This is a genomic window from uncultured Zoogloea sp. (assembly GCF_937894855.1).
GTDB lineage: Bacteria > Pseudomonadota > Gammaproteobacteria > Burkholderiales > Rhodocyclaceae > Zoogloea > Zoogloea oryzae.
Genome location: NZ_CALAYQ010000204.1, coordinates 1 through 12680, shown reverse-complemented (window position 1 = coordinate 12680; position 12680 = coordinate 1). Strand labels below are relative to the sequence as shown.

Genomic DNA, 12680 nt, shown 5'->3' with positions numbered 1-12680 from the left:
ATTAGCCCAGGCGCTGCACGGAACCGTACTTCTGACGGAAGCGCTCAACGCGACCCGCGGTGTCAACGATCTTCTGCTTGCCGGTGTAGAACGGGTGGCAGGCAGAGCACACTTCCACGTGGTACTGGGGCTTGCCCATCGTGGAGCGGGTGGTGAAAGTGTTGCCGCAGGAGCAAGTCACTTGCACTTCTTTGTAATTCGGGTGGGTATCGGCTTTCATCGCTTGGTCCTTTGGGAAGTACACGTGGGTGGTGAATTTGGCCACCCGGAAAACACAGCATTCTGAACTACTTCAGCGCCTTAGGCAAGAAAACCGGCAAGATTTATAAAAATCGCGCGACAAAGGCGCCGACGCAGCCTGAAGGCAGCGGCAGCCAGACTCGGTGATCGCTGCCGGGCACCCGCTCGACAGGCTCGCCGGCGGCGTCGATCAGGCGTTCGACGCGGATCTCGGCGTTGCCGGAAGGGTGGATCAGCTCGAGCCGATCACCTACCGAAAACGCGTTTTTCGAGGCGATTTCGGCGAGGCCACGCTCGGCGTCGTAGCCCACCACGTCGCCCACGTACAGGCTGCGGTTGGATTCGGAGTGGCCGCGCAGGTAGTTCTGCATCTCGTGGGGTGTGTGGCGCTGGTAGAAGCCGTCGGTGTAGCCCCGGTTGGCGAGGCCCTCGAGCTGGCCCAGCAGCGCCGGGTCGAGGCCGCGGCCGGCGAAGGCGTCGTCGATGGCCTGGCGGTAGGCCTGGCTGGTGCGGGCGACGTAGTAGGGGCTCTTGGTGCGGCCTTCGATCTTGAAGGAGTCGATGCCGATCTCGGTGAGCCGCTGGACGTGTTCGATTGCGCGCAGATCCTTGGAGTTGAGGATGTAGGTGCCGTGCTCGTCCTCTTCGATGGGCATGTAGTCGCCGGCCCGCTTCTGCGGTTCTTCGAGCAGATAGACGTCGCCGCTGCTGCAGGTCTTGGCCTCGTGGGTCTTGAAATCCCAGCGGCACGAGTTGGTGCAGGTGCCCTGGTTGGGGTCGCGGTGGTTGAAGTAGCCGGAGAGCAGGCAGCGGCCGGAATAGGCGATGCACAGGGCGCCGTGGATGAAGACTTCGAGTTCGGTGTCGGGGCAGTCCTGGCGGATGCTGGCGATTTCGTCGATGGAGAGCTCCCGCGACAGGATCACCCGCGAGATGCCGGCCATCTTCCAGAAGCGCACTGCGGCGGCATTGACCGTGTTGGACTGCACCGACAGGTGGATGGGCATCTCGGGGAAGTTCTCGCGGACCATCAGGATCAGGCCCGGATCGGACATGATCAGCGCGTCGGGCTTGAGGGCGATGACCGGGGCGATGTCCTTGATGAAGGTCTTGATCTTGGCGCCGTGGGGATAGATGTTGGCGACCACGTAGAAGTGCTTGCCCTGGCTGTGGGCGCGGTGGATGCCGTCGGCGAGGACGGGCAGGTCGCCGAAATCGTTGTTGCGCACGCGCAGGGAGTAACGCGGCTGGCCGGCGTAGATGGCGTCGGCACCGAAGGCGAAGGCGGTGTCGAGCATCGCCAGGGAGCCGGCGGGGGCGAGGAGTTCGGGTTTCTTGCGGGACATGGAATCTCTGTTCGGGGAGGGGCCTGGGGGCGGATGCGGCAATTCTTGCCGTCTTGTCGTGGGCCTTGCGGTGGATCAGCGGTAGGTGTCGACGACCGCGTTCCAGCGGGCTAGCACTGGGCTTTGGGCCTTGAGGTTGTTCTGGAGCATCTGCTCGGCCATTTCGAGCATGGCTTTTTGTTCCTTGCCGAGGAACTGGAGCTGCTGGGTGTCGAGATGGACGAGCAGGTCGCCGGGCTTGCGGCGGCCGCGGCCAGGAAAACCGGCGCCGGCCACGCGGAGCTCGGGGCTGGTGGCGGCTTCAGGGAGCAGCACCTCGCGCACGCCGTCGAGGGTGGGCACGTCGATGCTGCCGCCCGCCAGCACGCGGAAAACACTCACCGGCACGGTGACGTGGATGTCGTGGCCATCGAGGCGGAACAGCGGGTGCGGATGGGTGCGCAGGGTGAGGTAGAGGTCGCCCGGCTCGCCGTCGTCGGGCGCGGGGCCGCCCTGGCCACTGATGCGGAGTTCTTCGCCCGGGAGCATGGCGGGCGGAACGCTGACGGCCAACTGCCGGTCGGCCGGGTTCCAGCCGCGGCCTTCGCAGCTCGGGCAGCGGGTGTCGGTGGTGAAGCCCTTGCCGTGGCAGTGGGAGCAGGACTTGAGCCCGCCGCCGCTGCGCACCCGGCCGCTGCCGTGGCAGTGGCTGCACATGCTGGTGCGGCCATAGCTGCGGTGGCCGCTGCCGTTGCAATCGTTGCAGGGCTCGCGGCCTTCGACGGTGACGGTGACGGTGGCGCCCCGGGCGGCATCGAGGAGGTCAACAAAGACCTCCTGACGGCGATCCTCGCCTTTGGGCTTGGCAGATTTGCGCGGCGGTTCCGGGGTGGTGTCTTCGTCGTCCGACGCGTCGACGGGCTTCTGGGTTAGGCGTTCGAAGGCCTGGCGGACGAGGCGGAACTGGTCCTGGGCCTGGGGGTCGGGGTTGCGATCCGGGTGCCAGCGCATCGCCAGGCGCTTGTAGGCGCGCTTGATTTCGGCGACGGTGGCATCGGGATCAACCCCTAGGATCTGGTGGGCGTTGCGGGCGGGCATCCCGCCATTTTAATCGGCCCCGCCGGTGGGCGGGGGGCGATTGTTGGGGGGTGAGCGGGTGGGCTCAGTTCCGGTCGCTCTTCCGCCTGTCCTGTCGGCATTCGTTGATGCAGTGCACGGTGCCGTCTTCCTGGGCGACTTCCAGCTTCACGGCAAAGCCCCACAGGCGGGCGACGTGCTTGAGGACTTCGTCGTTGTCGCCGGAGAGCGGGCGGCGCTGGTACATCTGGTGCCGAAGGGTGAGGGAGCGGTCGCCGCGCAGGTCGACGTTCCAGACCTGCAGGTTGGGTTCGCGGCTGCCCAGGTTGTAGTTGTCGGAGAGGATCTCGCGCACCCGCCGGTAGCCGGATTCGTCGTGGATGGCGGAGATCTTGAGCTTGCTGTCCTTGTCGTCGTCGAGGATGGCGAAGAGGCGGAAATCGCGCATCACCTTGGGCGACAGGAACTGGGCGACGAAGCTCTCGTCCTTGAAGTTGCGCATGGCGAAGTCGAAGGTCTCGCGCCAGTTGCTGCCCGCGATGTCCGGGAACCAGTAGCGGTCTTCTTCGGTGGGGGCTTCGCAGATGCGGCGGATGTCCTGCCACATGGCAAAACCCAGGGCGTAGGGGTTGAGGCCGCGATACCAGGGCTCGTTGTAGCTGGGTTGATAGACGACGTTGGTGTGGGAGTGCAGGAACTCCATCATGAAGCTGTCGGTGAGCAGCCCCTCGTCGTACATCGTGTTGAGCAGGGTGTAGTGCCAGTAGGTGGCCCAGCCTTCGTTCATCACCTGGGTCTGGCGCTGGGGGAAGAAGTATTGGCCTATCTTGCGCACGATCCGCACGATTTCGCGCTGCCAGGGCTCGAGGAGCGGGGCGTTCTTCTCGATGAAGTAGAGGAGGTTCTCCTGGGGCTCGGGCGGGAAGCGCCGGGCCTCGACGGTGGCGGCGCGCTGCTGCTGGGCGGGCAGGGTGCGCCACAGGTCATTGACCTGACTTTGCAGGTATTCGGCGCGTTCCCGCTGGCGGGTGAGCTCTTTATCCAGCGAGAGCTTGGCGGGGCGCTTGTAGCGATCCACGCCGACGTTCATTAGCGCGTGGCAGGAGTCGAGGAGGAGTTCGACTTCCTCTTCGCCGTAGCGCTCTTCGCATTCGGTGAGGTAGTTCTTGGCGAAGAGGAGGTAGTCGACGATGGCGTCGGCGTTGGTCCACTGGCGGAACAGGTAGTTGCCCTTGAAAAAACTGTTGTGGCCGTAGGCGGCGTGGGCGATCACCAGGGCCTGCATCGTCATGGTGTTCTCTTCCATGAGATAGGCGATGCAGGGGTTGGAGTTGATGACGATCTCGTAGGCGAGGCCCATCTGCCCGCGGCGATAGCCCTTTTCGGTCTGCAGGAAGCTCTTGCCGAACGACCAGTGGTGGTAATTGACGGGCATGCCGACGGACGAGTAGGCGTCCATCATCTGTTCGGAGGTGATGACCTCGATCTGGATGGGGTAGGTGTCGAGCCCGAAGCTGCGTGCCACGCGGTCGATCTCGGCGTGGTAGGTCTCGATGAGCTCGAAGGTCCATTCGCCGGGGGCGGGCAGGGGTTTCCTGCGCTTGGTTCTGGTCGCTGTGCTCATGCCAGTTTCTTCTTGAAGAGTTCGCGGAACACCGGGTAGATGTCGGGCAGGCCTTCGATATGCTGCATCGCGAAGTTGGGCTGCGCGCCGACCAGCTTTTCGTACTCGCGCCACAGGTTCTGCGGCTCGCCGGGGGTGATCTCGATGTAGGCGAAATACTGGAGGAAGGGCAGGATCGAACTGGCGAGCACCTCGCGGCAGTGGGGCGAATCGTTCTCCCAGTTGTCGCCATCGGAGGCCTGCGCGCCGTAGATGTTCCAGGCGCCGTTGGCGTAGCGCTCGTGGAGGATGTCCTTCATGAGCTCGAGGGCGCTCGATACCACGGTGCCGCCGGATTCGCGGGAGTGGAAGAAGTCTTCCTCGTTCACTTCCTTGGCCACGGTGTGGTGGCGGATGAAGACCACCTCGATGTGCTCGTAGGTGCGGGTGAGGAAGAGATACAGCAGCATGAAGAAGCGCTTGGCCGTGGCTTTCTTCTCTTCGTCCATCGAGCCCGACACGTCCATGATGCAGAACATCACCGCCTGGGTGGTTGGTTTGGGCACCTTGGTGCGGTTGTTGTAGCGCAGATCAAAGGTGTCGATGAAGGGGATCGCCTCGATCTTGGCACGGAGGATGCCGATCTCGTCCTTCAGCTTGACGACTTCGGGGTCGTCTTCCGGGTGTGTCAAAAGCAACTCTTCAAGTTGCTTTTGCAACTCACGCAGGCTGCCGCGGTAGGGCGACGACAGTGCCAGCCGGCGGCCGAGGGCGCCGCGCAGGGAGCGCACCACGTTGATGTTGGCTGGCGTGCCGTCGTTGGTGAAACCGGCGCGCTGGCTCTTGTATTCGTGGATGCGGGCGAGCTGGGTCTTGACCAGATTGGGTAGTGCCAGATCGTCGAAGAAGACGTCGAGGAACTCCTCGCGGGAGAGGTTGAAGACGAAATCGTCCTCGCCTTCGCCCTCGTTGCTGGCCTTGCCCTTGCCGGTGCCGCCACCGCCGCCGCCCTGCGGCCGGTTGATCTGGTCGCCGGTGGAGAACTGGTCGTTGCCGGTGAAGATGGTCTCCCACACCCCACCGCGCCCGTGATGAAACTGGGGCTCGGAGAGATCCTTTGCGGGGATGGAGACGCTCTCGCCGTTGTCCAGATCCTTGATGGAGCGGCCGGAGATGGCATCGGCCACCGCCTCGCGGATCTGGTGTTTGAAACGGCGCATGAACCTCTGCCGGTTCACAGCACTCTTGTTCTTGCTGTCGAACCGGCGATCGATGATTCGGACCATTCGGGCCTCGCGAACTGTTGACGTGCCGCCAGCCCGACGGGGCCGGCGGTCGTGCGGTCAGGACGACTTGCGGACGCGCAGATACCACTCGCAGAGCAAGCGGACCTGCTTCTCGGTGTAGCCCTTTTCGATCATGCGATTGACGAAGTTCTGGTGCTTCTTCTGCTCGTCGCCGCTGGCCTTGGCGTTGAAGCTGATGACGGGCAGCAGGTCTTCGGTGTTGGAGAACATCTTCTTCTCGATCACCGCGCGGAGCTTCTCGTAGCTGGTCCAGCTCGGGTTCTTGCCGTTGTTCTTGGCGCGGGCGCGGAGCACGAAGTTCACCACCTCGTTGCGGAAGTCCTTGGGGTTGCTGATGCCGGCCGGCTTCTCGATCTTCTCGAGCTCGTCGTTGAGCGCGTTGCGGTCGAGGATTTCGCCGGTGTTCTGGTCGCGGTATTCCTGGTCCTGGATCCAGAAGTCGGCGTAGGTCACGTAGCGGTCGAAGATGTTCTGGCCGTACTCGCTGTAGCTCTCGAGGTAGGCGGTCTGGATCTCCTTGCCGATGAACTCGGCGTAGCGCGGGGCGAGGAATTCCTTGATGAAGGCCAGGTACTTGGCTTCGTTCTCGGGCGGGTACTGCTCCTGGGCGATCTGCTGCTCGAGCACGTACATGAGGTGCACCGGGTTGGCGGCCACTTCCCGGTGATCAAAGTTGAACACCTTGGACAGCACCTTGAAGGCGAAGCGGGTGGAGAGGCCGTTCATGCCTTCGTCCACGCCGGCGTAGTCGCGGTATTCCTGGTAGCTCTTGGCCTTCGGATCGGTGTCCTTCAGGTTCTCGCCGTCGTACACCCGCATCTTGGAGAACAAGCTGGAGTTCTCGGGTTCCTTGACCCGCGACAGTACCGCAAACTGCGCCATCATCTTGAGGGTGTCGGGCGCGCAGGGGGCGTGGGACAGCGAACTGTTGGTGAGCAGCTTCTCGTAGATGCGCACCTCGTCCGACACCCGCAGGCAGTACGGCACCTTGACGGTGTAGATGCGGTCGAGGAAGGCCTCGTTGTTGCGGTTGTTCTTGAAGGCCGACCACTCGGATTCGTTCGAGTGCGCCATCACGATGCCGTCGAAGGGGATCGCACCGAAGCCTTCGGTGCCCTTGTAGTTGCCTTCCTGGGTGGCGGTGAGGAGCGGGTGCAGCACCTTGATCGGCGCCTTGAACATCTCGACGAACTCCAGCAGACCCCGGTTGGCGAGGCACAGGCCGCCGGAGTAGGAGTAGGCATCCGGGTCGTCCTGGGAATACTGCTCCAGCTTGCGGATGTCGATCTTCCCCACCAGCGACGAGATGTCCTGGTTGTTCTCGTCACCGGGTTCGGTCTTGGCCACGGCAACCTGGCGCAGCACCGACGGGCGCAGCTTGACCACCTTGAACCGGGTGATGTCGCCATTGAACTCGTGCAGGCGCTTGACCGCCCACGGGCTCATGATGGTGTTGAGGTAGCGCCGGGGGATGCCGTAGTCGTCTTCGAGGATCGCGCCATCCTCCTCCATGCTGAACAGCCCGAGGGGCGATTCATGCACCGGCGAGCCCTTGATGGCGTAGAAGGGGATCTTTTCGACTAGGCTCTTGAGTTTCTCGGCAAGAGAACTCTTGCCGCCGCCCACCGGCCCCAAGAGGTACAGGATCTGTTTCTTTTCCTCCAGACCCTGGGCTGCGTGTCGGAAATACGACACGATGTTCTCGATCGATTCCTCCATTCCGTAGAAATCCCGGAAGGCCGGATAGATCTTGATCATCTTGTTGGAAAAGATGCGCGAGAGGCGGGGGTCGAGACGGGTATCGACAAGCTCCGGCTCGCAGATCGCCTGGAGCATCCGCTCGGCGGAGCTGGCGTAAGCCATCTTGTCGGACTTGCACAGTTCCAGGTATTCCTGGACCGACATTTCCTCTTCCCGTGTTGTTTCGTAACGGGTCTGAAAGCTGGTGAAGATACTCATCTGATGTCTCCCGGGGGCAGGGCACCAGGCGCGGGTGCCGGTTTCGTCGTCGTCCAACAGCCTGGATAACGACACATTACGCAGAACGTTGAGCTGAGCACCTCGTCAGCTTGTGGGCATCCCATCAAGGCTTCGGAGTTCGGGTCATTACAGTTTGTGTGATAGCTGAAGATCAATTGGAGTTCCGTTGATCGAGCGGGAGTTTGTCACGGCTGTAGCGCCGAGACGACGCATCGGCGCGGCATTGCAGGCTGTGCTGCAAGCCATTTCATGTGCTGTGTTAGACTAAAGGTTTTTCCGACGACTTCATGGCAGTCGGGTTTGAGAAGGCACGAGTCTTGCTCTGTGTTCTCTGCCTGTGTCGTGAGGCGTTATTGTCAAGAACGATCAGGGAATTTTCATGAGCAACCAGGAAACCGTGGTGAGCGCACTCGAGCGCCGTATCGATATGTCCGTGCCGCTGGCTGAAATCGACAAGGACGTGGATGCCCGTCTGAAGAAGATGGCTCGCACCGTCAAGATGCCGGGATTCCGTCCGGGGAAGGTCCCGTTCCGGATGGTCGCGCAGACCTACGGCCCGCAAGCCCGTTCCGAAGCCATCGGCGCCGCTGTCGAGCGCGTCCTTGGCGAACAGATCCGCGCCCTGAACGTGCGCGTTGCCGGCTACCCGAACATCGAGCCGAAGGAAGCCACTGGCTCCGAAGCCCTGGAATTCACCGCCGTCTTCGAGGTCTACCCGGATGTGGTGATCGCCGACGTGAGCGGCCAGGAAGTCGAGCGCCCGCAACTCGAAGTGACCGACGCCGAAGTGGACAAGACCCTCGACGTCCTGCGCAAGCAGCGCACCACTTTCGTGCAGGCCGAGCGTGCCGCCCAGGACGGCGACCGTGTGGTGGTCGATTTCACCGGCCGCAAGGATGGTGTCGAGTTTGAAGGTGGCAAGGCGACCGATTTCGCCTTCGTGATCGGCGGCGGCCAGATGCTCAAGGATTTCGAAACCGCCACCCTGGGCCTCGCTGCCGGCGAGTCCAAGACTTTCGACATGACCTTCCCGGCTGACTACCACGCCGCTAACCTGGCCGGCCAGACCGTCCAGTTCGACGTGGCCGTGAAGAAGGTTGAAGCGCCGCAGCTGCCGGAAGTCGACGCCGAGTTCGCCAAGTCCCTGGGCATCGCCGACGGCGACGTGACCAAGATGCGCGAAGAGGTGAAGGCCAACCTGGAGCGCGAAGTGAAGCGTCGCATCCAGGCCAAGATCAAGGAGCGCGTCATGAACGTGCTGATCGAGACCCACCCGATCGAAGTGCCGAAGGCCCTCGTCGCTCAGGAATCCCAGACGCTTGCCGAAAATGCCAAGCGTGACTTCGAAGCCCGCGGCATGCAGACCAAGGACCTCCCGATCGACGCCAGCTGGTTCGGCGAGCAGGCGGCCCGCCGCGTCAAGCTCGGCCTGATCATGTCCGAGCTCGTGAAGAGCAAGGAGCTGTTTGCCAAGCCGGAACAGATCCGTGCCACCATTGAAGACTTCGCAGCCAGCTACGAAGATCCGAGCGAAGTGGTCGGCTGGTACTACTCCCAGCCCCAGCGTCTGGCCCAGGCCGAAGCGCTGGTGATCGAGGACAATGTGGTGGAGTGGGTCGTGAGCAACGCCAAGACGACCGACAAGGCCATCTCTTTTGACGAACTTATGGGCAATGCGGCTTAATTCCGCGGAAAGCGACAGGAAATGAATCCATTGACACCCCCGTTTTCTCGTAGTGACTGGGATCCGGTCGGTCTCGGCCTGATCCCGATGGTGGTCGAGCAGAGCGGTCGCGGCGAGCGTTCGTACGACATCTACTCGCGCCTGCTCAAGGAGCGGGTGGTGTTTCTGGTCGGGCCCGTCAATGACGTGACCGCCAACCTGATCGTGGCCCAGTTGCTGTTCCTTGAATCCGAAAACCCGGACAAGGACATCTTCTTCTACATCAACTCTCCGGGTGGCTCGGTCACGGCCGGCATGGCGATCTACGACACCATGCAGTTCATCAAGCCGGACGTGAGCACCCTGTGCATCGGGCAGGCGGCCAGCATGGGCGCCTTCCTGCTTGCATCCGGAGCCAAGGACAAGCGATTCTCGCTGCCGAACTCACGCATCATGATTCATCAGCCGCTGGGTGGTTTCCAGGGCCAGGCCTCGGACATCGAGATCCACGCCCGCGAGATCCTGTCCCTGCGCGCCAAGCTCAACGACATGCTCGCCAAGCACACCGGCCAGCCTGTCGAAGCCATCGAAAAGGACACGGATCGCGACAACTTCATGTCGGCGGAAGAGGCCGTGCGTTACGGCATCGTCGACAAGGTTCTCACCAGCCGCGCCGACGTGGCTTGATCGGTTTCAAGCATCCAGTACAGAGAGGAAGGCAGTAATGGCGGACAAGAAAACGAGCGGCGAAAAGCTCCTGTATTGCTCGTTCTGCGGCAAGAGCCAACACGAGGTCCGCAAGCTGATCGCGGGTCCGTCCGTGTTCATCTGCGACGAGTGCATCGAGCTGTGCAACGACATCATTCGCGACGAAATTACTGCGGACACCGGAAGCGCCAAGGGCATCAAGGGTGAACTCCCGTCCCCGCGCGAGATCTCCGAGATCCTCGACCAGTACGTGATCGGTCAGAGCGCGGCCAAGCGCATCCTCTCCGTGGCGGTGTACAACCACTACAAGCGGCTGCGCCACCTCTCCAAGACCCACGACGAAGTCGAACTCTCGAAGAGCAACATCCTGCTGGTCGGCCCGACCGGTTCGGGCAAGACTCTTCTTGCCCAGACCCTGGCCCGCCTGCTCAACGTGCCCTTCGTGATGGCCGATGCCACCACCCTCACCGAGGCTGGCTACGTGGGCGAGGATGTCGAGAACATCATCCAGAAGCTGCTCCAGAAGTGCGACTACGAAGTGGACAAGGCCCAGCAGGGCATCGTCTACATCGACGAGATCGACAAGATCTCCCGCAAGTCCGACAACCCGTCGATCACCCGTGACGTGTCCGGCGAGGGCGTGCAGCAGGCGCTGCTCAAGCTCATCGAAGGCACCATCGCGTCGGTGCCGCCGCAAGGTGGCCGCAAGCACCCGAACCAGGATTTCGTGCAGGTGGATACCACGAACATCCTGTTTGTCTGTGGCGGCGCCTTCGACGGTCTCGACAAGGTGATCCGCAACCGTACCGAGCAGGTCGGCATCGGTTTCGGTGCCGAGGTGAAGAGCCGCGAGAGCAAGAACGTCTCCGAATCCCTGCGCAATGTCGAACCCGAAGATCTGATCAAGTTCGGCCTCATCCCCGAACTCATCGGTCGTCTGCCGGTGGTCGCCACGCTGCAGGAACTCGACGAGGACGCGCTCATCCAGATCCTCATCGAACCGAAAAACGCCCTGATCAAGCAATATCAGAAACTGTTTTCGATGGAAGGCGTCGAACTCGAGGTGCGGCCGGCGGCGCTTCAGGCCATTGCCCGCAAGGCGCTCAAGCGCAAGACCGGTGCCCGCGGTCTGCGTTCGATCCTTGAAGCGACGCTGCTCGACACCATGTACGACTTGCCGTCCATGGAAAACGTGTCCAAAGTCGTGGTCGACGAAGGCATGATCGATGGCGGCGCCCAGCCGATCCTGATCTACGCCGATCAACCCAAGGTCTCCGGCTCCAACTGAAATCAGGCAGAAGAAGTTTCATCCGACTGCTTGAATTGATGTCGCTGAGGCCCCATATGGGGCCTTAGTGCCTTTAAAGGAATAATCATGTCGAGCACGCTTGACCTCTCCGAAGACCAAGTCGAACTGCCGCTGCTGCCGCTGCGCGACGTCGTCGTCTTCCCGCACATGGTGATCCCGCTGTTCGTGGGTCGCCCCAAGTCCATCAAGGCGCTCGAGAACGCCATGGAGGCCGGCAAGAGCATCCTGCTGGTCGCCCAGAAGTCTGCCGCCAAGGACGAACCCTCGGCTGACGATCTCTACGATCTGGGCTGCATCGCCAACATCCTGCAGATGCTCAAGCTGCCCGACGGCACCGTGAAGGTGCTGGTTGAAGGCGTGCAGCGCGCCCGCGTGGTGTCGGTCGAAGACCTGCGCACCCTGTTCGTCGCCAAGGCCCAGCCGATGCCCGCCGCCGAGACGCCGGACAACGAGGTCGAGGCCATGCGCCGGGCGATCATCAGCCAGTTCGACCAGTACGTTAAGCTCAACAAGAAGATCCCGCCGGAGATCCTCAGCTCCCTGTCGGGCATCGAGGAGCCGGGCCGGCTGGCAGACACCATCGCCGCCCACCTGCCGCTCAAGCTCGAACAGAAGCAGGAAATCCTCGAGATGTTCGACCCGGGCGAGCGCCTCGAGCGCCTGCTCAACCAGCTCGAAACCGAACTCGACATCCTTCAGGTTGAAAAGCGCATCCGTGGCCGCGTCAAGCGCCAGATGGAGAAGAGCCAGCGCGAGTACTACCTGAACGAACAGGTCAAGGCCATCCAGAAGGAGCTCGGCGAAGGCGAGGACGGCGCCGATCTCGAGGAGATGGACAAGAAGATCAAGGCCGCCGGCATGACCAAGGAAGCCATGGCCAAGGCCCAGGCCGAGCTGAAGAAGCTGCGCCTGATGTCGCCCATGTCGGCCGAAGCCACCGTGGTCCGCAATTACATCGAGACCCTGGTCGGCCTGCCCTGGAAGAAGAAATCCCGCATCAGCAAGGATCTGGCCGAAGCCGAAAAGGTGCTCGACACCGAGCACTACGGCCTCGAGAAGGTCAAGGAACGCATCCTTGAATACCTTGCCGTGCAGCAGCGCGTCGACAAGCTCAAGGCACCGATCCTGTGCCTCGTCGGCCCCCCGGGCGTCGGCAAGACCTCCCTCGGCCAGTCGGTGGCCCGCGCCACCAACCGCAAGTTCGTGCGCATGAGCCTCGGCGGCGTGCGGGACGAAGCCGAGATCCGCGGCCACCGTCGCACCTACATCGGTTCGATGCCGGGCAAGATCCTGCAGAACATGTCCAAGGTTGCCGTGCGCAACCCGCTGTTCCTGCTGGATGAAGTGGACAAGATGGGCCAGGACTTCCGCGGCGATCCGTCGTCGGCGCTGCTGGAGGTGCTCGACCCCGAACAGAACTCGACCTTCGTCGACCACTACATCGAAGTGGAATACGACCTGTCGGATG

Annotated in this window: 10 protein-coding genes; 4 read left to right on the top strand and 6 right to left on the bottom strand. The window is 62.4% G+C overall.

The features are described from left to right. Position 1 precedes the first annotated feature (1 nt). The 6 genes from rpmE to Q0672_RS21780 all read right to left on the bottom strand — a co-directional run bounded on the left by rpmE (position 2) and on the right by Q0672_RS21780 (position 7511). Positions 2-220, bottom strand: coding sequence for a 50S ribosomal protein L31 (gene rpmE / locus Q0672_RS21805; RefSeq protein ID WP_153161035.1), 219 nt, complete (start codon positions 218-220; stop codon positions 2-4). 103 nt (positions 221-323) lie between these two features. Next, positions 324-1586: a U32 family peptidase gene (locus Q0672_RS21800; RefSeq protein ID WP_298625886.1), complete on the bottom strand. Its 1263-nt coding sequence runs from the start codon at positions 1584-1586 to the stop codon at positions 324-326. Positions 1587-1661: 75 nt separating this feature from the next. After that, positions 1662-2663 (bottom strand): DnaJ C-terminal domain-containing protein, encoded by a 1002-nt coding sequence (locus tag Q0672_RS21795; RefSeq protein ID WP_298625883.1) that lies wholly within the window; start codon positions 2661-2663, stop codon positions 1662-1664. A gap of 64 nt (positions 2664-2727) precedes the next feature. Continuing rightward, complete coding sequence (locus Q0672_RS21790) at positions 2728-4266, bottom strand: SpoVR family protein (protein ID WP_298625880.1); 1539 nt, start codon at positions 4264-4266, stop codon at positions 2728-2730. Continuing rightward, positions 4263-5531: a YeaH/YhbH family protein gene (locus Q0672_RS21785; RefSeq protein WP_298625878.1), complete on the bottom strand. Its 1269-nt coding sequence runs from the start codon at positions 5529-5531 to the stop codon at positions 4263-4265. The genes Q0672_RS21790 and Q0672_RS21785 overlap by 4 nt, the downstream gene beginning before the upstream one ends. Before the next feature lie 57 nt (positions 5532-5588). Next, positions 5589-7511 carry a PrkA family serine protein kinase gene (locus Q0672_RS21780; protein ID WP_298625875.1) on the bottom strand — a complete coding sequence of 641 codons (1923 nt, stop codon included), beginning with the start codon at positions 7509-7511 and terminating at the stop codon, positions 5589-5591. 400 nt (positions 7512-7911) lie between these two features. Between Q0672_RS21780 and tig the strand changes: the two genes are divergently transcribed. From tig to Q0672_RS21760, 4 genes are all read left to right on the top strand, one after another. Then, positions 7912-9216 carry a trigger factor gene (tig, locus tag Q0672_RS21775; protein WP_153161040.1) on the top strand — a complete coding sequence of 435 codons (1305 nt, stop codon included), beginning with the start codon at positions 7912-7914 and terminating at the stop codon, positions 9214-9216. A 21-nt stretch (positions 9217-9237) separates the two neighbouring features. Further along, a complete protein-coding gene (gene clpP, locus Q0672_RS21770) occupies positions 9238-9882 on the top strand; it encodes an ATP-dependent Clp endopeptidase proteolytic subunit ClpP (RefSeq protein WP_153161041.1) in 645 nt (214 codons plus the stop codon). 37 nt (positions 9883-9919) lie between these two features. Continuing rightward, a complete protein-coding gene (gene clpX / locus Q0672_RS21765) occupies positions 9920-11191 on the top strand; it encodes an ATP-dependent Clp protease ATP-binding subunit ClpX (RefSeq protein ID WP_298625871.1) in 1272 nt (423 codons plus the stop codon). Positions 11192-11278: 87 nt separating this feature from the next. Continuing rightward, positions 11279-12680 (top strand): LON peptidase substrate-binding domain-containing protein (locus tag Q0672_RS21760; protein ID WP_298625868.1); only part of this gene is annotated, 1402 nt, incomplete at its 3' end.

Coding starts and splice junctions, on each gene's coding strand:
- rpmE (WP_153161035.1), bottom strand. CDS start 220: ATGAAAGCCGATACCCACCCGAATTACAAAGAAGTGCAAGTGACTTGC.
- clpP (WP_153161041.1), top strand. CDS start 9,238: ATGAATCCATTGACACCCCCGTTTTCTCGTAGTGACTGGGATCCGGTC.
- Q0672_RS21800 (WP_298625886.1), bottom strand. CDS start 1,586: ATGTCCCGCAAGAAACCCGAACTCCTCGCCCCCGCCGGCTCCCTGGCG.
- Q0672_RS21790 (WP_298625880.1), bottom strand. CDS start 4,266: ATGAGCACAGCGACCAGAACCAAGCGCAGGAAACCCCTGCCCGCCCCC.
- Q0672_RS21780 (WP_298625875.1), bottom strand. CDS start 7,511: ATGAGTATCTTCACCAGCTTTCAGACCCGTTACGAAACAACACGGGAA.
- Q0672_RS21785 (WP_298625878.1), bottom strand. CDS start 5,531: ATGGTCCGAATCATCGATCGCCGGTTCGACAGCAAGAACAAGAGTGCT.
- clpX (WP_298625871.1), top strand. CDS start 9,920: ATGGCGGACAAGAAAACGAGCGGCGAAAAGCTCCTGTATTGCTCGTTC.
- tig (WP_153161040.1), top strand. CDS start 7,912: ATGAGCAACCAGGAAACCGTGGTGAGCGCACTCGAGCGCCGTATCGAT.
- Q0672_RS21795 (WP_298625883.1), bottom strand. CDS start 2,663: ATGCCCGCCCGCAACGCCCACCAGATCCTAGGGGTTGATCCCGATGCC.